A 23798-nucleotide genomic window follows, 5' to 3' on the forward strand; every position below is an offset into this window, starting at 1 on the left:
TAGCGATTTTTTTCATTGTTAAATATCCTCCTAAAAATTTAAATAATTAATTTCATATAATGAATAGTCATGTGACTAAAATATTTACTTTGTTATCCTTGGCTTCGTTCTTTATTAACGACAAGCATTACTTTATCAGAAAAATGTACGTTTGTGTGCGGTGTTATCATTTTGTAATGTTTACATAGAGTTGTTTTGTTAAATGAAGTCTGTAAATAGCGTAACGAAAGCATGTAACTAACAATATTTCATGTAACGTTTTAGAATTGTTATATTCTTGTAATAATAAATTTTGCTCTTATTACAACTTTAACTATGATGAGTTTAGTCTTTCTTTTAAATATTTAGTCAATAAAGAATATTTACTTGATGTAAATTTAATCTTAGATAACGCTAAGGTTATTCATAAAATTGATAAAAAATGAGGTGAGATAGAATTCGTATCGAATTCGTTATCCCACCCCATCACAATGGTGAACTATAATAATAAATACCATATAACCCTTTTTGACTTAATTGTTTTTGTCATCTCACTAAATCATGACTAAGGAAACACATTGAATCTCATTCTAATTTCTAGTGATATATAGCGCTCTTATTTTTATTTTTGAACATTATTTTTCATTAACTTCTTTCATTTTTTTAATGATTTCATTAGATAATGCTTTAACACCACTGTATTCCAAGTGAATACCATCATATGCAAAATACTCAGAATGACCCTCAGATGCTTTATACCAATCAACAATATGAACATTTTTATGCTTCTTGGCTACTTGTTCCATAATTTTATTATTAGTCGACTCGTAGTCTCTCGGTACTCTTACCTTAATTAAGTAAATATCTGCTTCACCTAAAGAATCAATTAATTCATTCATTTGATCTTTCGTAAACTCACCGTTCGTACCAAGTTCTATCACAACACTCTGACCTTTTTTAGTATAATCTTGGTACTTCTGATTGATTAAATCTTTGCCCTCAATTAACTGTCGTCCAACTTTTCCATCAATATTAGCATGTGGCACTTTTTCACTAAAGACCTGACCGATATCTACCATTACTGAATCTCCCAGCAATAATGGAGACGCTTCTTTAGGATTAAAATGTTGTTGTGAAGACTTATCTTGATTATTTTCATCTGGCTTTTTAGGTTTTGCTTTCTGGTTCGTTTTAAAAGATTTTTGTTTCGCAGCTTGTTGTTTATCATGCTCTTTACCCAAACTATCATAGGCACCAAATACTATGAGTGCAGAAGGAACAAGCAAGATTAATACAATGATCGTTCTTGAAAATCTTGTTAAATTTTTCGGCATCACTGTGAATGCTTTGAATCCATTTTTTCTAATAGGCGTTTCAATAAATTTATAAGATACTTCAGCCATGACAAACATAAGTATCACTTCACAAATATATACAAACCAAGGAATCTGACCTTGTACGAAATAACTATTCATAAAAATAATGATAGGATAGTGCCATAAATATAAACTATACGATCTCTTGCCTATATAAATAAATAACTTGAAACTTAGTATTTTCTTTAAGACACTTGATGGATGCACAACGCTTGCAATGACAAACAGTGTCAAGAACGAGATAGCATAAAATCCTCCACTATATATCCATTTATCTTGATCACTAACCACTACAAACAAATAAATGAGCACTGCCATTCCGACTATGCCTATTGCACTTATACTTGCTTTAGCACCTTTAGATATATCCTTTCTAAAAGAAAACGGTGGCCAAATAAATGCTAGTAAGCATCCTAATAACAACGTTTGTAAACGTGTGTCAGTTCCGAAATAAACTCTAGAATTGTTACCTGTATACATATGTATCGTTATCATTGCAGTTAATGATAATAAAGAGATGATTAATAGAATAATCATTGTAGTTCGCTTTTTGAAAAACTTTAATAACCCTAAAAGTATAAATGGAAAGAATAGATAGAATTGTTCTTCAATAGCTAATGACCATAAATGCTTTAATGGCGCTACAGCAAATTGATTAAAATAGTCTACGTCTTGTATGATATACCACCAGTTCGAAACATAGAAAAGTGCTGCTATAGCATCATGTTTTATACTAATAATTAATTCAGGTTTAAATAGTAATGTATATATTAAAACAACCGTGACAACAAACATCATTGCTGGTATTAATCGTTTAAATCTTCTAAGCCAAAAATTAACTAAATTAATAGAATTATTTCTATAGTACTCACTTAATAATAAACTAGTTATGAGATAACCAGAAATGACAAAAAAAGTATCTACTCCAAGGAATCCACCAGATAACCATTTCGTGTTTAAATGATAAATGATTATCCCAATAACTGCTATAGCTCTTAAACCATCTAAACCAGGCAAATAGTGCGGTTTATAAGTTTTGTTGAGACGTCTATAATTGTTCTCATTCATTCAATTACACTCCGTTTAATTTTTAAAATACTTGCTCTTAATATTATCACAATTACATCCTCAATTGCATTGACATATCATCTTTCTACTTAAATATTATACTTTAACAAATTAAATAGGCATACATTTATTAAAACATCTTCATATAAGTTGTGTAGGTAAGCAATTTAAATGTATCTATATATGATATTAAACACACCATTTATATAACCATATCTTTTAAATAAATACAAACATAATATCATTTAACTTTATTATACTTTTCAGTCTAGATGTTATATTTTCACTTTGTTAACATCACTTAGTTATATAAATCATTTTAATTAGACTTTCAAACAAAAAAGAGCCTAGAACACAAAGCGATGTGTCCTAGGCTTTTTAATTTATTGCCTCGATAACTAAAATTAAAACTTACTTATATATAAGAGAGTCAATTTTAGTCCTCGTTGCTGAGAGGACAACGAATGTTGTCCCACTTTTCTAATTATATTATTAGATTTGGATTACATACCCCAAGCAGATAAACCTTGTGCTTTATATGCTTTATAAGCTGCATTGATTTGATCATTTACTGAACCAGTTGAACCCCAACCTGGCATAGTTTGGAATAATCCAGCTGCACCTGAAGCATTACGTGCATGTAATTGACCATTTGATTCTCTAGCAATGATGTGTTCCCATGTTGAAGCAGATACACCAGTACGTGCAGCCATTTGAGCAGCAGCATATGAACCTACTGAACCAGCAGTATTACCATTTGATAATCTTACTGAACTACTGTGAGAGCTGTAGTTATGGCTTGGTGCTGAGTATGAAGTAGTTGATGTGCTGTAGCTACGACTTTCTGAAGAAGTTGGAGCTGAAACAGCTTGTACATTTGTGTTACTAGATTGTGCATTTTCACTTACTTCTTGGTTTGATGATGATTCTGTATAATCAGCATCTGAACCTGCTACAGTGTAGCTCCATGACCATTCAGAACCATTTGAAGTGAAGTTGTATTGGTATCCATTGTCTACGAAATGAATATCGTAAGCACCAGCTTGAACTGGTTTAGCATTTAATTCTTCAGGATTATGTTGTGCTAAATCTACTAAGTGTGCTTTATCAACGTTAGTAGTTTCTGAAGCGTGTGCTTCATGTCCTGATAAACCATAACCTGCAATTCCTAAAGATACTGCTAATGTAGAAGCGATAACTGTTTTTTTCATGATATATAAATCCTCCAGATATAAATTTAAAATTTGTTTGTTTTGTTATTTAAATGTTTTAAATTCGTTGTGCTATATTGAAAATGTTTTTTGTTAACTTTTGACGTTACCCACTATATCATAAAAATCGCCTTTGTATATTACACGTTCCTTACAAAAGGTTACAATATCAACACTCTTTTGTAATCTTAAAACAGATATATTTCAGTTTGTAACATATAATTTCTTAATATTAGTTTCATATTCCATCTTAATTTAAGTAATTACATCGTGTTTCAAGCTGAAATACCATTATATTAAGTTATCTGTAAAATTACAGATTGCAATGTTGTTACATAAATGAAATAATTCTAACTATTTGATTCTAAGTATTATCATTTTTTATGAAGATTTGTTCATTTTAATGAGATTACTTTTTAACTTTTATTCTTTAATAAACAAAATATAACGCTATGTATCAATTTGGAACTCAAAATATCTTTTGTATTAAACGACGTTACCTTTTTCTATATAGGTGAGTTATCCTTTTAGAATATATAATAGAAGAAACACAGTATTTTCATTCATAAACATTTCATTATATTAAAAAAGAGAGTCAGACCAATGAATAATGCTTTATCCACGGTCTCACTCCCGAGATTTTTATTTGAAATTAATACGTTTTAACTCCCCATAGTACTTCTTCACATTTCCTAATAATTGTTTTAAGTACTTCAATCCGACCCGTTTTTTTATGATCTGCCGGGACAATATACCAAGGGGCATATGAAGTGTTTGTAGATTCAATCATATCTTGACTTGCTTCTAAATATTCATCCCATTTTTCTCTATTACGCCAATCTTCTTCAGTAATCTTCCATTGTTTATCAGGATTATTTTCACGGTCTTTAAAACGTTTTAGCTGCTCATCTTTATCTAAGCTCAAGAAGAATTTTAAAATGATTGTACCTTCATCTGTCCACATCTTTTCAAATTGATTAATTTCATCAGATGCACGTTGCCATTCATTTTGGCTTGCAAAACCTTCTACACGTTCAACTAGTACACGACCATACCAACTACGATCAAATATTTCTATATGACCTGATTTTGGCATCTTTTTAGCAAATCTCCACAAATAATGATGATTAAGTTCGACATCCGTAGGTGCACTAATACCATTCACTTCATACCCTGTTGGATCTAGTTTTTCTCTAATACGTTTAATATTGCCACCTTTACCGGCAGCATCCATACCTTCGAAAACCAAAACAAGAGGAATCTTTCTTTCATATAAAGCAAATTGGATTTCTCTCATTCTCTGTTGCAATTCAACAATGAGATTTTTATACGTTTTTTTGTCTACTTTCTCAAGATTATTATCAAATAAAGAAGTCGTGAAGCTTGATGTGAACTTACCGTTAACTTTAGTCGTTTGTTGTTCGACTTTTTTTATAACTTGCTCAAGTCTATCTATTAAATGTAAGTACATTTTTTCAAAAGCATGCTCACGCTCTGTGTAATCGATGACTTTCCAATCTTTATCCTTGTTGATGAATTGATGCATTTGATTTAGATAACTTTCTTGAGGTATAACATTTTCATATTCTTGAACTTTCCATCTAGTTAATGGATTATCTTTTGTCTGTTGAATATGTTCATTGCGTTTTTCTTCATTTATTTCTATGAAAAATTTTATAATTTCATAGTTATCATCCTTTAACATCGATTCAAAATGATAAATTTGATTGACTAAAACATCATAATTTTTATATTGATCATGCTTAATTTTATTTTCTTTATAATCTAAAAAGTGTGAATACCAACTTCTAAAATAAATATTTATATTACCCTTTTGCGGTAACGTATTCCAATATTTTTGTAAAAATTGATAACGTAAATCGTTTGATTCTGGCGATTTAGTAGCTATAAATTGCGAATATTTGGCATCTAGGTGCAATAGTAATTCATTTGATAAACGTGTCTTCCCTGAAGCAGGAATCCCCTCAAATAACACCATAATTGGAATACCTAATTCATGAGTACGTCGACTTAATCGAGCTAATTTCAATTGTAATTCTTCTAGTTTCCCTGACATCGTTTCACCCTCTATTTATGTTAAAGTTAGATGCTATATTATTATATTTTAACATAGAAAAATCTCTTCAACGTTCTAAACGTCGAAGAGAAATGACGGTTTATCCCATAAATTTAAAAATATCATTCTCATACAAATGAATAAATCTTCTAAGTATTAAATCTAAAATCCATGCAACTAGAAACGGCACAACAAAAAAGGCAATGACAATAAGTAATAAACTTAACCATGCAGAATCAACATGCATAAATTTGAAGGCATTAATAGGTCCAACCATTCCGATAAAACCAAATCCGGCTGATTCTTTTGTTCCTGAAATACCAATAATTCCAGAAGCAATACCAGATATTGCCGCTGTCAAGAAAATCGGAATCATAATGACAGGGTATTTAACCATATTTGGCATCATCATTTTCACCCCACCGAAAAATATTGATAAAGGAATACCTACATGATTAACTTTGCTGGTACCAATCAATAATACAGCTTCTGTTGCTGCTATACCTATTGAAGCAGATCCTGCAGCAATACCTGATAATCCAATAGCAATAGCTATGGCAACAGTTGACAATGGCGATATGATTATAAAACTAAACACCATAGAGATTAACATACTCATAAACACTGGTTGTAATTCAGTAAAGCTATTAACCATGTTACCAATTCCCGTAGTAATTAACCTTACATATGGTAAAGTAAATACGCCGATTGTAGCTGCTAAACCACCAACAACTGTCGGAAAAACAATTAAAGCCATACTACCAACACGTTCTTCTATTAATAAAATAAGTAACACGGCGATGGACGCAGTTAACATCGTATTAATTAAATCACCAATTCCCGTAATTACCCATGTACCTTGTTTAAATTGAGCTGCACCACTCCCAACATATGAAGCACTTGATACTACAGCTATTGCTAATGGTGTCATATTGAACTTCATAGCTATCAATGCTCCAATAAGCGCTGGCACTGTAAATTGGATGGCTTGAACGACCCCTAATAAAGTTTTGAAAATAGGATGATATTGCATAAAGTATTTAAAAATTTCTCCCAAAATCGCATTTGGAACGAGTCCGGCTACTATTCCAATTGCTACCCCTGATAACACTCTAAAAATAAAATCCTTTGATCCATCGATATTTTTTATCGTCGACATAAGTTAAACCTCCCAATGTGCTAAGTAAAATTATGTATAAAAAGAGTCTCGAAGCCTATATATGATTCAATTAAATCTTTCTTAGATGCTGTAACTTAGAGGGATAATTAGTGAAATGCATATATGACATTCAAGACTATGCTCAATAGTATACCATATTTTTCTGAAAATTAAGATAACTTATTTGCCATTTAATTCAAAACATTAATTTTTTAATTAAAATACACTTCATAACCTTTAGTTTAAATACTAACGTTATGAAGTGTTACCTAACTCACCCTATTTGAAATAATAAGTGCTTTACTCTTCCTCAGTTTCAATTTTAGCTTTGCGAGATTCTTTTTTATATTTTTGATACATCAATAGCATGATAACAAACCATACGGGTGCAGAAAGTACGGCATAACGCGTTGCACTATTAATCAATAATATAATAAAAATAAATGCAAAGAACCCTAAAATACTGTAAGCCATGTATTTTCCGCCCCACATTTTATAGTTACTCTCTTTATGCTGTTTCGGATCATGTCTTAAATAACCTAGATACGCAATCATAATAATTGTCCAAATCATAATATTTAAAACAGTTGAAAATGTTGTAATTTGTACAAACACTTTAGTCGCATCTTTAAAAATTGCATTTAACACGACTGAAATACTTAATAAGCCACATGTCACTAAAATAGCATAATGTGGTACACCGTGCTTATTGGTTCTATGTAAGAATGCTGGACCCTGCTTTCTTCCAGCTAATCCAAACATCGTACGGCTATTAGCGAATATACCACTATTACAAGAAGACGCTGCGGCTGTGAGCACAACAAAGTTAATAATACCTGCTGCAAAAGGGATTCCAACTAATCCAAACATTTTAACGTATGGACTGTCAGCAGGATTTAATTGTTGCCATGGTACAACAGACATGATAACTGCTAACGATCCTACATAAAATAATAATATTCTAAACGGTACATTATTAATTGCTTGAGGAATTGTTTTGTGAGGGTCTTTAGTCTCTCCTGCAGTTATTCCAATCAACTCAATACCAATAAATGAGAAAATTGCCATTTGGAATGACATGAAGAAACCTTGTGTACCATTAGGGAAAATGCCTCCGTCTTTCCATATATTCGTCACCGTTGCAGGGCCATAGCTTGTCTTCATTCCAAATACAATCATAACAACACCAACAGCTATCAAAGCTAAAATAGTCAAAACTTTAATAATAGAAAGCCAAAATTCTAATTCTCCAAATAATTTAGCACTAAATAGATTTAAAGCAACTAAAACTAAAATCGTCGCTGCAGCTGTTAACCAGTTTGGAATTGTTGGATACCAGAAGGAAACATACTTGGCAACAGCAGTCACTTCTGCCATTCCTGAAATAATCCATGTTAGCCAATATGTCCAGCCCACCATAAAACCTGCCATAGAACCAATATGATGATGGGCAATATCTCCAAACGATTTAAATCCTAAATTGGATAACAGTAATTCTCCCATAGCTCTCATGAACATAAAGAGAACAAAACCTACTATTATGTATGTTAATAAGATAGATGGTCCTGCTAAATGAATAGATTGGCCAGCACCAAGAAATAAACCTGTTCCAATAGCCCCGCCAATCGCAATTAATTGTATATGTCTATTGCTTAATTCTCTTTGCAGTTTATCTGCCATAATCTTTTCTTCTCCATTTCATAGAGTAAATCACTGACTGAAAATGATGTCGTACGTCATACCCCTTGTTTTATAATAAATTTCTTTTAATTATAGAAAAATAGTATTACAAATTTAAATATACCCTATTTTAACAATTTTCAATCAATCTTATTTTTAAAAACCTCACTAAAGCTCGTTGATATCTTTAGTGAGGTCGATGTTCTTTATTCTAAAATGATTTTCATAGAGCGTTGTACACTATCAGCATACATACCTCCAAATTTAAGTAAATGTATCATAAGTAAATATAATCTATAAAATTCTATACGCTTTTGTGATCCCTTGGCTAATGGTAGCTGTTGATTATATTCGTCATAGAACTCTTGTGTAAATCCACCAAACACAGTAGTGATTCCTATATCAAACTCTCTATCGCCGTAAAGTGGTGCAGGATCAAACAAAGCAGGTTGGCCATTTGTTAAGAACATATAGTTACCTCCCCATAAATCACCATGTAACAGAGAAGGTTTACTAGTATGATTTGATAGCTCGTCAACAATAACTTTTCTTACACGTTCATACATCTTTTTATCTTCTTGTTTCCACAATCCTACACGTAATAACTCATCTTGTAAGTGATCCATTCTACGATCTATAAAAATCTCTTTCCATGTCTCAGTCCATGAATTATCAAATGAAATATCTGCACCTTCATGCGGTAAACGGAATCCAAATTTATTATCTTGTTGGTATTGGCTATGCATTCTAGCAACTAATCGAGCAAGTTCTCTTTGACTCCCTTGACTACCTTCTTCAAGAAAACTTAATAATAAATATGCATCTCCATTTATCTCTCCACTTGCAATTACTCTTGGCGCTGTTATACCTGCATTTTCAAATTCATTTAGTCCTGCAATTTCTGCGGCATAAAAGGCTTCTGATCGTTGACGTTGAACGAGTAGAAAAAAAGTATCTTCTTCAACTGTAGTGACTTTAAATGCTTCATTTACATCGCCTCCACTTACTGGAGAAATGTCTTTCACATTGTCAAGCGGCAATGCGCTCATCCATTGTTCATTCATTTTCTCACCCTCTTAACTTTATATTATATCTACATTATTATATTACCTATAATGAAAACATTAATCTTAACTTCTTTATATTATTAAATTAAGTCAATTTTTTAACTTTCTAATATTTAACTATGAAATTTTACATGAAAATGCTAGTCTATTAAAAGAATGAATTTCAAACATATTAACTGGGGATAGTAAGCCTCAAATATATTGAAATAGGAGCATTTATATGTACAAATTAGTTAAACCTTTATTATTCAAATTAGATCCTGAACGAGCACATGGTTTGACCATCAATGCGTTGAAGTGTGTTCAAAAATGTTCACCCATTTTACCTATCGTTAATAAGTTATTTTCTTATAACAATCCAATATTAACGCAACACATTCACGGCATTTCTTTTGATAATCCTATCGGGTTAGCTGCAGGTTTTGATAAATCTTGTGAAGTTCCAAAAGCACTTGAAAACATTGGCTTCGGTGCAATTGAACTCGGCGGTATAACACCTATGCCTCAACCAGGTAATCCAAAACCACGCATGTATCGTTTACTAGAAGATGATGCACTCATCAATCGTATGGGATTCAATAATAAGGGTATGAATAAAGCATTAAGTAATTTACGTAATCATTCATGCTCAATACCAGTAGGATTAAATGTTGGTGTCAATAAATCAACTTCCTATGAAAATCGCTATCAAGATTACATTAAAGTGATCGATACATTTAAAAATGATGTCTCATTCTTTACAGTGAATATTAGCTCCCCAAATACAGAAAATCTCCAAAACTTTCACGACGAAGATGAATTTTCGATGTTATGTGATGCTTTAAAAACATTTAAAGCTAAGAACAATATTAATGTACCTATCTTTTTAAAGTTAACATCTGATATGGAATTAGATGGTTTTAAAAAAATCTTGCCTTCAATTACAGATACATTCGATGGGGCTGTGTTGGCAAATACAACACGACAACGCGATGGATTAAATTCAAAAAATAAAATACAAGAAGGTGGTTTGAGTGGCAGACCATTATTCGAAAGAAACTTACAGCTGGTTAAATATGCCTATCAACAAACACAAGGTAACTTCTTAATTATTGGAACTGGTGGTATATTCAGTTCTGAAGATGCTATCAAAATGTTAAGAAACGGTGCGTCATTACTACAAATATACTCTTCATTAGTCATTGAAGGACCAGGTTTGACTAAGAAAATGAATAAAGAAATCGCGCATTATTTAACTCGACATGGTTATGCAAATGTAAGTGATATTATTGGTTTAGATGCATAAATTACAATTACGAAGTTGCCTTTTAAATAATGAATAATTTAATAAATAACGTATAAAAGTTTAAGAATGCTATTATTCATTGGAGGTCCTATCATGGATAAAATAAACAAAGAAGATACCGATACTAAAAAAGATAGTAATAACAATTATAAACATCAAAATGACCATATAGATAGACAAGGTTTAAATGGTTATCAAAAAACTGATTTGGATCTTGAGATAGAACGAGAACTACAGGAAATGATGGAAAATGGAGAATCTAATAAAGAAACAAAAAGTAAGCATTTCAAAATCTTATCTTTCGTTTCAATGATTGTCATTGCAGTGATAGCCATCATACGATTCATCCAAAAAACGATATAAATATACAAATGCCTACTCATATGAGTAGGCACATTTTATATTTTTAAAATTGTTGTAAAAATGCTTGAGCATCTTTATTTATTTGTTTAAAATCTATACCTTGCTTCATCGCTGCAAATACACAGCCACAATAACATTGTCTAAAAATATTATAATCATTACACATTTCGATAGAACGTTCATACCCTTTATTCTTTTTAAAATCACTTGGTAAATATTTTACATTATATATATTTTGTACATCCATACCTAGTTCATTGATTAATTGGGCATTTTTCTTTGGAGAGAGTGTGATTGCACTACCAAAATAATCGTAACCATGTTCTAAAGCAGCTTTTGCAACAATTTCTAATCGCATCTCGAAACAAGCCGTACACCTTAGTCCACCTTCCGGCTCTTCAGTTAAACCTTTATCTTTTGCCATTTTCATAAATTTATGCGGTTCATATTCGGCTTCAATATACTTTACATTTGCACCTGTTTTATTATTAAAATCATTTACAAATTGTTCTTGAACTTTAGCACGTCTTAAATATTCACTTTTGGGATGTATATTAGGATTCGCAAAATAAATTGCTATATCCGCATATTGTGTTAAAAACTCTAACGTATATGTACTACAAGGTGCACAACAACTATGAAGTAAGATTTTAGGACGTTCTCCATCACGTTCCCATTGAGAAATTATCTTTCTTAATACTTTATCATAGTTGATTTTTTGATTTTTCATTTTAGCTAAAATTTGATTCGCTTCAATCACAATATGACCTCTCTTTCATCTACATAACACATTATTTAATAATATTATATATTACTGAATATATAAAGGAAATATTGAACGTACAAGACAATTCGACTTTAACTCTTAAAAAATTTAAAAAAGCGACCGAATTCGAATTGCGTGTATTGCCACATTTTAACAACAAGTCCTAAAAATAAAAATTTGTTACATAGCTACTTTAAAATTAGTCATCAATTTCCACTACAATAAAACACCTGAGACAATTATTTTTGCCTCAGGTTCTTGCATTAAATATTAATAACCAGATCCAACTTCTTCACCATCTTCGTCATATTCTGTAACATAACCGTCGTCAATGTCTACCGTATACGATCCAGCTAAATCTCCATCTTTATCTAAGAATGAAAAACCCCATTTACCATCACCGGTTTTTTCAGGTTCTTTATACGTATACGTATCAGTATCTAGTGTATGTCCTTCATATGACTCTACTTTATCAATTACATTTTCACGCGTTACTTCACCACTACTTGAATCGTTATCTGACTCGTCATCTGCATCATCATCGTATTTTTCACCTGATTTTTTATCGACATACTGATCAATAGCTTCTTCATCGAATTTGACTGTGACATCTGTCACGCCACCATCTTTTTCGCTTGCACCTGCTACATTGACCGAATTTGATTTAAAAGTTTTTCCTTCGTATGAACCTTCAGCGTGAACGATAACTTCTTCATCCGGATCATAAGGACCATATGTTTCTGATGAAAAACCATCGCCTATTTCTTTACCATTAGCATATATTTTTACATTATCTAATATATATCCGCCTTCAGTATCAACATTAAAACGTTTTTGTTTAAACGATTCATATGCAATACTATCACTTTCACTCATATCAATTGTAATAGCGCCTTTAAAATTTTTACCTTCCATGTCTTTTGATGCTTTTAAATTATAATCACCGATAGGAAATGTTCCTAATTCTTTATCGTCATCTTCTTCTACAGAAATATGATGTTTATCCCCGTTAAATTCATAAGTAATTTCACCACTATCACTTGAAACGAGCGTAATTGTTTTTTGAGGAACATTAAATTGATAGTTATCAAAAAAAACATATTTTTTTCCGTCTTTAGATATATTTAAAATATTATTACCATTTGCATCTACAGATAAATTGTTATAGTGATTATTTTTAATATCTTTGGTGTTTTCTTCAACTTTGTCAGCAACATACTTTAAATCATTTTCTGCTTTAATATACTTTAAGTACGCACGTGCTTCTTCTTCACTTAAACGATGATTGTTTGATGTTAATTGCTTAGATAACGATTTAGCATCGTCTTTTTTGATAGCATGTGCAATGTGAGTCGCTTGTTTTTCTGGTGACATTTGATTTTTAGCTATAGTAAAGATTACTACCAAAGCAATGATAATAGCTAACACTATAGTAACAATCAACCAAGTTTTTTTATTACTCTTATTGGAACGTGGTTGCTGATGAGAATAACGTTGTTCTGAATGTTTATAATTAGGTCCATCATTTCTCACAGGTGTACCACAATTTGTACACACCTTTACACCTTCTCGAAGAGGTTGACCACAATGACTGCAATATTTCATATTTTAATAAGTTCCTCCTTCAAATAAATCCCCTAGTTCTTCTATAAAATCACCAAATATTTGATGGAAAAATGCCTCCCCAAAAATACGAATAAATAAGAACAAAATAATGATATAAATAATCACACCATAAAAGCTGGATATTCTTGTTTGATTACCCGTGCTATATTTCGCAATTAGATAAATACCAGAAGCAATAAATAATAATAAAGACAATAATGCTATACTTCCGCCAAAGCTGTATGATTCTGCTAATGTTAAAATTACAGAAATAATTAAAATTGCTAACGAAACACTATTAATTAACACATAGTCTGATAATACTTTTTTAAAAGTAATAGGTTGTCTAACTACTAAACGTGTAAGTCCAAATATTGCACCTACTATGACAACCAAAAATAGAATAATACCGAAAATGATACTCGTTACCAAACTACCTCTTGTAGTACCGAAAATACCAATCTCAACTGGTATTACGGAAGCGAGTAAAATTGCTAATACAATAAAACCGATTACTAATAATGATAATAATAATTTAAAACTGAAAACATGATTAGTTTGAATGATTTTATCAGGTGCAGTAAATGCACTTTTAAAGAACCCTTTACTTTCATTTGTTACTTGTTTAGCTTGTTGACCTATTTGACTTTGTTGTTGATTGTGATTGTGTTGATTTTGAGGAATTTCTCGATGTTGAGGTCTTTGGTGGTATGTAGAGAGATTTGATTGTTGGATATCATTATGTGACTGCTTAGATTGTAATGTTGAATCTGCTACGTCATTTTCATTTGATCTAGTCTCATCATGAGATGTTGAATCAACATTTTGATGAGTCGCTACGTTGTTTTCTTTATTATTTGATGTTATGTTTTGTTCTTCATCATTCTTTTCAGCTTTTGTTATTTCACTTTCTGCATTTCTGACTGACTGTGGATGTCGACTTATTTTATGCCCACATTCACCACAGAATAAATCATCATCTTCTATTGGATTACCGCAATTCGGACAATGCATATAAAACCCTCCTACAATAAATATTTTGTAATCTTTTAAATTATATCATTTTATTTATATTGTTTTCTATAAAAATCCTAAAAATCTTATTTATTTAATCGGGTATAGTGAATTGTGGTACATAGATTTCATATAAAGGAGTATATATTTTCCGCCACTTTTTCAACTCATATATTCTCAAATTGACTTATAGTAATAGCATGACATTTTACTTCATTATTACTATTTAGACATTTATTTCAAAACAATATCATTGAAATATAAAAAAGAGTCTGGACATCCATATACCTTGTGTCCAGACTCTTAATCATCCTCTTAGTAATTTATTGGTTCAATCATCATCTTATTTATAACTTTTCAGTTTTTTGATTTTAAAATCGATAATGAACCTATCAATTGAGAATGAATTCCATCTCATCTCTTATACATTTGATATCGTATTTTCTTTCTCATTTATCATTTCTATAATTTCATTATTTTCATTTAACACAGCTACTTTTGGTGAGTGATTTACCATTTCATCTTCATTTAATTGTGCATATGTCATAATAATAATGACGTCTCCAACTTCAACTAGCCTTGAAGCCGCGCCATTTAAACACATCTTTCCACTACCACGTTCTCCAGCAATGACATATGTTTCAAATCGAGCACCGTTATTATTATTAACAATAGCAACCTTTTCATTGGGTAAAATATCAACCGCATCTAATATATTGGCATCTATTGTTATACTTCCAACGTAATTTAAATTAGATTCTGTAACTCTAGCCCTATGGATTTTTGAGTTCATAAATGTTCTAATCAATATAGTCATCTCCAATAATTATATTATCTATCAATCTTGCTTTAGAAAATTTAACTGCCAATGATATGAATATTCGTCCATGAATCTCTGATTGTTGTATAAGATTTGGATAACTATAAATACCCAAATCATCAATATGTCCACTAATATTTTTGTTTAAATACGCAGCGATTTGACTTATAATCTCATTGCTATCTCGTTCACCCGCTTCATACAAATTCTTTGCTAAGCGTAGACTTTGATATAAATGTTTTGCCTCTCTTCGTTCTTCAGAGGTCAAGTAAATATTTCTAGAACTTTTGGCTAAACCATCTTTTTCTCTTACGATATCAATGCCAATAACGTGTACAGGAAGATTAAAGTCTTTAACCATTTTTTCAACAATAGCTAATTGTTGCGCATCCTTTTTCCCGAAATAGGCATAATCTGGTTGCACAATATTAAATAATTTGTTGACCACGGTCACAACACCTTCGAAGTGTCCAGGTCTTTGTGCTCCCTCTAATACTTGTGCTAAGTGTCCAACTTTGAGATGAACACCTAATTCTTCTGGATACATTTCATCTACACTTGGATGGAAAACATAGTCCACGTTTAACTTTTTTACTGCATCCACATCATCATCGAGTTGACGTGGATAAGCGTCAAAATCCTCATTTGGACCAAACTGTAAGGGATTCACAAATATGCTAATAACCGTGAGATCATTTTCGTTTACAGATTGCTTCATCATGGTTAAATGACCATCATGTAAAGCTCCCATTGTCGGAACGAATCCTATTGTTTTACCTTCACGTTGATATTGTTTAACAATAGATTGCATTTCATTAATTTTTGTAATTACTTTAGTCATGTTGCTCTACCTCATCCATAATACGTTTTTTATAAGTATGCTTTTCAGAAGGAAACGCCCCGGCTTTAACCTCTTCATTATATTGCCTTAATCCATCAATACCGCTTGAAAAGTCTGCAAATTGTTTAACAAACTTAGCGTGTCGATCAACACCATAATTTAACATATCATGATAAACTAATACTTGCCCGTCAGTATCTTTACCTGCCCCTATACCTATAACTGGAATAGTGAGTTGCTGACTAATTTCTCGAGCTAAATCACTAGGTATGGCTTCTAAAACCAGTACTACTGCACCAGCAGTTTCCATAGCTTTAGCATCTTTGATAAGTTGCATAGCGGCTGCCTTTGTATCCCCTTGAAGTTTATACCCCATTACACCTACACTTTGAGGTGTAAGACCTAAGTGAGAAACAACAGGTATACCCATTTTAGTTGCTTTTTGAATAAATGATGTAAGATGAGCCCCTTCTACTTTGACAGCGTTAGCATTCGTGTTTTGATAAAGCTTAAGTGCATTTTTTAAATCTTCTTCATCACTTAAACCAACAGTCCCTATAGGCATATCAACAACTATAAATGTATCCGGAGCACCTCTTTTAACAGCCTTACCATGATGAATCATATCGTTCAATGTTACTTGAACAGTACTATCATATCCTAACACTGTCATTCCTAAAGAATCTCCTACTAAAATCATGTCAATTTCAGCTTGTTGTGCTTGCTTAGCACTAGGATAATCATAAGCTGTAACCATAGAAATCTTTTGCTGTGATGCCTTCATTTTGTTTAAATGATTTAAAGTTTTCAATTCATTTCACCCTCAATTTCCTTTATTATTAGCAATAGTATAATGAATCGTAAAAAGAAAGGAAAGAATAAAGTTATGACAATTGCCATTATAGGTTCAGGTGCAGTGGGTACAACGTTAGCTGTTGAATTAAAAAAAGTTCTACCAGATACGGAACTCATCGGCCGGCAAAATAAATTAATGACCTATTTCCCAGAAAATACTTCAAATGGATGTCATATTAAAGTGACTTCATTTAATCATATTAATCATACTTTTGATGTCATTATCATAGCTGTTAAAACACATCAATTGGATGACGTCATTAAACAATTACCTAAAATCACTCATGATAATTCGCTCATTATCTTAGCACAAAATGGCTATGGACAGCTTAATAAACTTCCATATCAACATGTCTTTCAAGCAGTCGTCTATATTAGCGGGCAAAAAGTCAACAACAAGGTTCAACATTTCAGAGATTACCAACTATGTATTCAAGATAGCACACTAACTCGTCAATTCAAGCAAATGGTTCGTCCTTCCAAAATAGAGGTGGTTTTACAAGAAAATATTGAAAAAAGCATTTGGTATAAATTATTAGTGAATTTAGGTATAAATACCATCACTGCTATTGGACATCAACCAGCTAAAATTTTAAAATCTCCTCATATTGAGTCGATATGTCGTCGTATATTAGTTGATGGTCTTAAAGTTGCTAGAGCTGAACAAATTAACTTTGAAGATCATATCATTGATGATATTTTAAATATCTATAATGGTTATCCAGACGAAATGGGAACAAGTATGTATTACGATGTCATTAACAAGCATCCTCTTGAAGTCGAGGCCATACAGGGTTATATATATAAATGTGCAAAAAAACATCATTTAGAAACACCCTATCTAGATATGGCTTATACATTTTTATACGCTTATCACCTCGAAAACACCCAACCAGATTGATATCTTAGGTGAATCATTCATTAAAGAATATGACTTTTTCTCAAAGAAATGTCTTTATTCTACAAATAAACAGCCTCATATTTGAAATGCGTTTACTTTATAAATTCTAACCATCATAAACATATAACAAAGCCTAGAACACAAATTCATGTCCTAGGCTTTGTTAACGTACAGACAATCTATACTTGAATTGAAGATGTTGTTTATATCAAACTTTTTCAATTGTAGTATAAGAACCCCCAACATAGAGAGGTTCATTCAGAAATTCTCTATGTTGGGGTTCGTTACCAGGATAGGACAATATATTCAATACATATTTTATCCTATCCCTCATCTATTTAGTATACAAATCATCTTAGTCTATAATGTTTGGAGTTAAGGTACATCTAGCTAACAATTATTCAGCTTCTCTGATTTCATCAGCTATATCTTTATAGTCAATATCAGCATCAGTAAATGATTTAGCATCTACTGGGAAGTGTTGTTCAAATGTTTCAAAGTTTTGTATTTCAACAGTCACATCATCCACTTCAAAGTCTAAAATATGACCACCGAAATCACGATCATCATTTGCAAAGTGAATATGGAAACCTGCAGAACCAATACCATGGAATAATTCTGGAGTGAAGAAACCTACGATTGAACCTTTGATATTTTCACGTGTTTCTTCAGGTTGTCTACGAGCTGAATCAATTAAACGTGTGTATGGAGGTTCTTGACCAGGCATCATACGTACATGCATTTTTTTAAACGTTCCTGAAATTTTAACTGCTGAGAACATATTTTCACTTGTCATTTGTTTTTTAACTTCATCGAATACTTCTTCTTGATTTTTATTTGAAGTTTTAAAACTTGAGTCTGCTTTGAATTTTGTAACTGTTGCATATGGTGTCATTTCGTCGCCTGTCAATTCTATAAACTCTTTATGTTCATTTGCATGATAAGCTTTACCATCAACAAAAATTACTTCTCCATCAGAACCTGTAAGCGTAGCAATACCTAAATCACCATGTTCTAATAAGTCATTAATTGAAGCAGTTCCTTCTAATAAACCTGCCATTAAAGTTCCTAATGTTCCGTGTTGATACAATACATTAGTCATTCATAATCACTCCTATTAATATTCATTACTTGAAGAAACGCATCCTAAGGTAGCCTTTCAACCTTAGAGTGCGTTCTATTAAAATTCAACTTAGTATCATTGATTAATATATTAATTTAAAGCATTGGGTAACATATTTGTAGATAATTTAACATTATCTGCATAGTTAACTGGGATATCAATTAATACTGGTCCATCAGTTTCGTAACCCTCTTTAAGTGCTGCCTCTAATTCTTCTTGATTAGTCACACGTAATCCTTTAGCGCCAAATGATTCTGCATATTTTACATAATCAACTGGTCCAAATTCTACACCTGCAGAGCGTTTGTATTTCATTTCTTCTTGGAATTCAACCATGTTATAACGACCATCATTCCAAATTAATTGAATGATATTTAAGTTTTTACGTACTGCAGTTTCTAATTCTTGTCCTGAGAATAGGAAACCACCGTCTCCAGCTACAGAAACAACTTGTGTATTTGGACGTACAAGTGCAGCTGAAATAGCCCATGGAAGTGCAACACCTAAAGTTTGCATACCGTTACTGAATAGTAAATGTCTAGGATTGTAACTTCTGTATTTACGAGCCATCCAAATGTAATGGCTTCCCACATCTACAGTTACAGTAGTATCATCAGTTAAAACTTTTTGCATTGTTTCAATGATTTCAACTGGGTGCATCACACCTTCTTTGTGAGTTGCTTTAATTCCAGTTGCTTCTATGATTTCGCCTCTTAATTTTTCAAGTTCATCTAAATGATCTTGATTAATAAATGGTTCATTTACATGTTCAGAAATCATATCGATTGTACTTGCAATGTTTCCAATTAACTCTTTAACTGGTTGCATGTAATTTGTGATTTCAGCATGTTCTTCGTCGACATTGATGATTTTAGTATCTAATTCTTTATTCCAGTTACTTGCTTCATATTCAATAGGGTCATAACCGATTGTGATAACTAAATCACTTTTTCTAAGTAATTCGTCACCCACTTGGTTTCTAAATAAACCAACACGACCGAAGAAGTGATTTTCTAATTCGCGACTAATTACGCCGGCACCTTGGAATGTTTCAACAACAGGTAAATTTGTTTTTTGAACTAAACGGCGAATAGCTTCTGTTTCAGCTTGGCTTGAACTTCTCATTCCAGCTAATAATACTGGGAATTTAGAATTTTTAATAGCCTCAATCACTTCATTAATTTCTTGTTCTGAAGGTACACCAAGATGTGGTTTTTGACATAATGAAATTGCATCAGCTTTGACAGGTGATGAAATAACATCTTGTGGAATACTGATAAAGCTCGCTCCATTTTTACCTGAAGTAGCTGTACGCATTGCATTCGTAATAACCTCTGATAGTGATTCTGGATCTTGTACTTCTGCACTATATTTAGTTGAGGATCTAAGTAATGATGCATTATCAATACTTTGATGTGTTAAACGTAATAAGTCATTTCTTTTAACTTGACCACCGATAGCTAATACAGGGTCACCTTCAGAAGTTGCAGTTAATAAACCAGTAGTTAAGTTACTTACCCCTGGGCCACTTGTAGTAATAGCCACACCTGGTTTTCCTGTTAAACGACCAATACCTTGTGCAATCATCGCTGCATTTTGTTCATGACGCGTAACGACTAATTCAAGATCGTCATCCTCTAGTGCATTAAATAAGTAGTCGATTTTTGCACCTGGAATACCAAATACATACTCAACTCCATTATTTTTTAAAGTATCAATTACCATTTGTGCTGCAGAATATTGTTTTTCCGCCATTTATATTCATTTCCTTTCAAAAATTAAGTTCATTCAAAACATCTTCGTCATTCTTATAAGTTTTAAACTAAATGTTTTATAGAATCATAAGTGTCTTCTAAAGTTTTCACTGATTTTTCTAGTAATTGTAGTTCGTTATCATTTAATGGTGTTTCATAAATTTTAACTGCACCATTTTGATTGATAAGTGTTGGTAAGCCAAGATAAACATCTTTAAATCCATATTGACCATTAAGTTGACTAGAAACTGTCAAAATACTATTTTCATTATTTAATAAAGCTTTAGAAATACGTAATAGTGCTAGAGCTATACCATAATACGTAGATCCTTTAGCTTGAATGATGTCGTAAGCAGCATCTCTTGTATTAATATAAATTTCATTCGCTTTAGCATCGCTACCAGTTTCTTCTTTCAATGTATCATACACTGAAATACCTCCAACGTTTGCTTGAGACCAAACTGCAAGTTCAGAGTCACCATGTTCACCTATAATGCTAGCGTGAACACTACTTGCAGTAACACCTAATTCTTTACTTATTAAATATCTGAATCTTGCACTATCAAGCACTGTACCAGAACCAATAACACGTTCAGCTGGTAAACCTGTAACTTCTTTAACATAACGTGTTAAAATATCAACTGGGTTTGCAGCAATTAAGAAGAAACCATCAAAGCCACTATCCATGACACTAGTTACGATACTTTTCATGATTTTAGTATTTTTCTCAACAAGTTGTAAACGCGTTTCACCCGGTTTTTGAGGTGCACCTGCTGTAATAACAACTAAATCTGCATCTTTACAATCTTCATATTCTCCTGCTTTTACAGTCACTGGTGAAGCACTGTAAAGTGCACCATGGTTTAAATCTTTAACGTCTGCTTCCACTTTATCTTTTGCAATATCAATAATTACAAATTCATCTGCAATTCCTTGAGTCACCATAGCAAATGCATAACTTGAACCTACGGAACCGTCTCCTACTAGAACAACTTTTTTCCCAAATTTTTTCATTTTAACGAACTCCTTCATAATAAAGTTACACAAATAACTGTGTTAGCTTATTTGTATAATATTTCTATTAAAATAACTAGAATTTTACTTCAGTTCAGATATAAAAAATTCATTTTAATGACAATTTTTCAACACTTTTCTGAAGTAATCAACTCAGCGACTAACTTTATTACGTTTATTATTATAGTACGTGACAAAGTATTAATAAAATACATAATAACGATGTTAACCATTCATAAAAGGAATAGGTTTCCTATAGAAAAATGTAATACTTTGTTTGTTCATATATGAAACAAACGAATGTGAGTTAATCGCGGTCTTTTTTCGACAATAAAGACATCAATTCAATGCCTTTATTAAAAGACTACCTACTAGGCCATACCCACCTCTATGTATAAACTAACAATTAAATACAGTGAATTCCAAATATTTATCAATAAATATAACGTCAAAGCATCAAAAAATCGTAATTGATTAAAATATCTACCGTCCCATACTTTTTCAAGAATTTATAATATAAAGGTTTAACATCGGCACATTTTAAATTCAGCTATCAACTTCCAATACACAAACACCTGAGACAAATATCGATGTCTCAGGCTCAGTTATTTAAGTATAAACACCTACTTGAAAAGCACACTTCAATTTATGTACTAGTCATTTTAATTTTTAAATAGTGGAGCAAGAACTATTAGTGTACCTTAATGAATTTTAAGTGCATATGTACAATACATTAAAAATGTGTTCGTGCCTCTAACATATCTTTGACGTTATTAAAAATAGACAAGTTGTTATATCGACTTTGATATAAAATCCTTTACTAAGTATTAACCTATGTTGGTTTCATCTCAGAAATAAATTCGATCCATTTGCGAGTTACATGATTGAGATAAGCATCTTTTCGCCATATCACGCCAAGATGCCATGATAATTCAACATTCTCTAATTGAATGGACGTTACGTTATTCCCCATTAAATTAACTAAACTTTCTGGAACGATACTTATTCCAATTCCTTGTTGAATCATGTTAGCGATAAAGCTAATTTGAGAAATATTAGCAACAGTTTTAGGGTAATAGCCTAGCCTTTTACAATTCTCTATAATTTGATCTTTTAAATAATAATCATCATGAAATAAAACAAACTCTTCATCTTTCAAATCTGCCATGTCTACTTTATTTAAATGTGCTAAGTGGTGGTCATTACTTACTACTAATAGTAATTCCTCGTTATACAAAGAAGTTGAATGAAATTCACTGTGATCTACAGGTAGTGTAGTAATACCAATATCCACATCATCATTAGATGTTAAGTTCTCAACAATTTTACCACCACCCTCAATCACTTCATATGTCACATTAGGATAGAGTCTGTGAAACTGATTCAATGCATTTGTAAACATTTGAACATTCATCATTGGTGATAATCCTATTTTAATATGACCTTTTTGAACGTTCACAATGTCATTCATTTCTAAAGATAATTTCTCGAATAAAGCTAAAAATTCTAAACTATTATCATAAAATGTTTGACCTATATCTGTTAGTTTTATTTGTTTTTGTGACCGGTCAAACAATGTAATATCATATTCATTTTCAATATTTTTAATCGCTTTGCTAATCGTTGACTGCGCAATGTATAAGTGTTCAGATGCTTGCGTCATACCACCTTGTCGTACAACTTCTACGAAATATTTAATTTGTTTAATTTCCATTTATATTCATCCTTAATTATCAACATTTGATTGATAGATATTTCTTCACATAGAACCATCGTTTGATATCTAGCATTTTTTCATCGACATAACTTCTTCAATTATTCATTTACACTAACACTGATT

The 23798-nt window shown here is 31.7% G+C and carries 19 protein-coding genes; 3 read left to right on the forward strand and 16 right to left on the reverse strand.

Annotated elements, in window-relative coordinates; genetic code table 11:
• Positions 1 to 614: 614 nt before the first annotated feature.
• The 6 genes from HMPREF3241_RS09385 to HMPREF3241_RS09410 all read right to left on the reverse strand — a co-directional run bounded on the left by HMPREF3241_RS09385 (position 615) and on the right by HMPREF3241_RS09410 (position 9614).
• Complete coding sequence (locus HMPREF3241_RS09385) at positions 615 to 2423, reverse strand: acyltransferase family protein (protein WP_002447069.1); 1809 nt, start codon at positions 2421 to 2423, stop codon at positions 615 to 617.
• A 503-nt stretch (positions 2424 to 2926) separates the two neighbouring features.
• Positions 2927 to 3634 (reverse strand): lysozyme family protein, encoded by a 708-nt coding sequence (locus HMPREF3241_RS09390; protein ID WP_070592508.1) that lies wholly within the window; start codon positions 3632 to 3634, stop codon positions 2927 to 2929.
• Between the two features lie 652 nt (positions 3635 to 4286).
• Positions 4287 to 5711, reverse strand: a complete 1425-nt coding sequence (locus tag HMPREF3241_RS09395) for a polyphosphate--AMP phosphotransferase (RefSeq protein WP_002476059.1) — start codon at positions 5709 to 5711, stop codon at positions 4287 to 4289.
• 100 nt (positions 5712 to 5811) lie between these two features.
• A complete protein-coding gene (locus HMPREF3241_RS09400) occupies positions 5812 to 6870 on the reverse strand; it encodes a PTS sugar transporter subunit IIC (RefSeq protein ID WP_070853624.1) in 1059 nt (352 codons plus the stop codon).
• Between the two features lie 300 nt (positions 6871 to 7170).
• A complete protein-coding gene (locus HMPREF3241_RS09405) occupies positions 7171 to 8550 on the reverse strand; it encodes an amino acid permease (protein WP_002490621.1) in 1380 nt (459 codons plus the stop codon).
• Positions 8551 to 8756: 206 nt separating this feature from the next.
• Positions 8757 to 9614, reverse strand: a complete 858-nt coding sequence (locus HMPREF3241_RS09410) for a fructosamine kinase family protein (RefSeq protein ID WP_002447064.1) — start codon at positions 9612 to 9614, stop codon at positions 8757 to 8759.
• 223 nt (positions 9615 to 9837) lie between these two features.
• On the opposite strand from HMPREF3241_RS09410, the gene HMPREF3241_RS09415 reads away from it, so the two are divergent.
• Together HMPREF3241_RS09415 and HMPREF3241_RS09420 are read left to right on the forward strand one after the other, a co-directional pair.
• The gene (locus tag HMPREF3241_RS09415) at positions 9838 to 10902 is read left to right on the forward strand and encodes a quinone-dependent dihydroorotate dehydrogenase (RefSeq protein WP_002495969.1); all 1065 of its coding nucleotides are present in this window, start codon (positions 9838 to 9840) and stop codon (positions 10900 to 10902) included.
• A gap of 93 nt (positions 10903 to 10995) precedes the next feature.
• Positions 10996 to 11265, forward strand: coding sequence for a hypothetical protein (locus HMPREF3241_RS09420; protein WP_002458251.1), 270 nt, complete (start codon positions 10996 to 10998; stop codon positions 11263 to 11265).
• A 43-nt stretch (positions 11266 to 11308) separates the two neighbouring features.
• Here the strand turns inward: HMPREF3241_RS09420 and HMPREF3241_RS09425 are convergent, their stop codons facing one another.
• From HMPREF3241_RS09425 to panB, 6 genes are all read right to left on the reverse strand, one after another.
• A complete protein-coding gene (locus HMPREF3241_RS09425; protein WP_153647446.1) occupies positions 11309 to 11995 on the reverse strand; it encodes an epoxyqueuosine reductase QueH in 687 nt (228 codons plus the stop codon).
• Between the two features lie 306 nt (positions 11996 to 12301).
• On the reverse strand, positions 12302 to 13636 hold the full coding sequence (locus tag HMPREF3241_RS09430; RefSeq protein WP_002447061.1) for a zinc ribbon domain-containing protein: 1335 nt from the start codon (positions 13634 to 13636) through the stop codon (positions 12302 to 12304).
• 3 nt (positions 13637 to 13639) lie between these two features.
• Positions 13640 to 14650, reverse strand: coding sequence for a zinc-ribbon domain-containing protein (locus tag HMPREF3241_RS09435; protein ID WP_002447060.1), 1011 nt, complete (start codon positions 14648 to 14650; stop codon positions 13640 to 13642).
• Positions 14651 to 15071: 421 nt separating this feature from the next.
• The gene (gene panD, locus HMPREF3241_RS09440) at positions 15072 to 15458 is read right to left on the reverse strand and encodes an aspartate 1-decarboxylase (RefSeq protein ID WP_002475660.1); all 387 of its coding nucleotides are present in this window, start codon (positions 15456 to 15458) and stop codon (positions 15072 to 15074) included.
• Positions 15451 to 16311, reverse strand: a complete 861-nt coding sequence (panC, locus tag HMPREF3241_RS09445; protein WP_002447058.1) for a pantoate--beta-alanine ligase — start codon at positions 16309 to 16311, stop codon at positions 15451 to 15453. The genes panD and panC overlap by 8 nt, the downstream gene beginning before the upstream one ends.
• Positions 16304 to 17122 (reverse strand): 3-methyl-2-oxobutanoate hydroxymethyltransferase, encoded by an 819-nt coding sequence (gene panB / locus HMPREF3241_RS09450; protein WP_002495970.1) that lies wholly within the window; start codon positions 17120 to 17122, stop codon positions 16304 to 16306. Before panB ends, panC begins: the two co-directional genes overlap by 8 nt.
• A gap of 75 nt (positions 17123 to 17197) precedes the next feature.
• Between panB and HMPREF3241_RS09455 the strand changes: the two genes are divergently transcribed.
• Positions 17198 to 18067, forward strand: a complete 870-nt coding sequence (locus tag HMPREF3241_RS09455; RefSeq protein ID WP_002495971.1) for an oxidoreductase — start codon at positions 17198 to 17200, stop codon at positions 18065 to 18067.
• A gap of 397 nt (positions 18068 to 18464) precedes the next feature.
• On the opposite strand, the gene budA is transcribed toward HMPREF3241_RS09455, so the two are convergent.
• From budA to HMPREF3241_RS09475, 4 genes are all read right to left on the reverse strand, one after another.
• Positions 18465 to 19169, reverse strand: a complete 705-nt coding sequence (budA, locus tag HMPREF3241_RS09460; RefSeq protein WP_002447055.1) for an acetolactate decarboxylase — start codon at positions 19167 to 19169, stop codon at positions 18465 to 18467.
• A 111-nt stretch (positions 19170 to 19280) separates the two neighbouring features.
• The gene (alsS, locus tag HMPREF3241_RS09465; RefSeq protein ID WP_002447054.1) at positions 19281 to 20945 is read right to left on the reverse strand and encodes an acetolactate synthase AlsS; all 1665 of its coding nucleotides are present in this window, start codon (positions 20943 to 20945) and stop codon (positions 19281 to 19283) included.
• A 62-nt stretch (positions 20946 to 21007) separates the two neighbouring features.
• On the reverse strand, positions 21008 to 21958 hold the full coding sequence (locus HMPREF3241_RS09470) for an L-lactate dehydrogenase (RefSeq protein ID WP_002490664.1): 951 nt from the start codon (positions 21956 to 21958) through the stop codon (positions 21008 to 21010).
• 832 nt (positions 21959 to 22790) lie between these two features.
• Positions 22791 to 23672: a cidABC operon transcriptional activator CidR gene (locus HMPREF3241_RS09475; protein ID WP_002447052.1), complete on the reverse strand. Its 882-nt coding sequence runs from the start codon at positions 23670 to 23672 to the stop codon at positions 22791 to 22793.
• Positions 23673 to 23798 lie beyond the last annotated feature (126 nt).

Origin of the sequence: Staphylococcus sp. HMSC34G04 (genome assembly GCF_001838765.1) — a bacterium.
In the GTDB taxonomy this organism is placed as follows: Bacteria; Bacillota; Bacilli; order Staphylococcales; family Staphylococcaceae; genus Staphylococcus; species Staphylococcus epidermidis.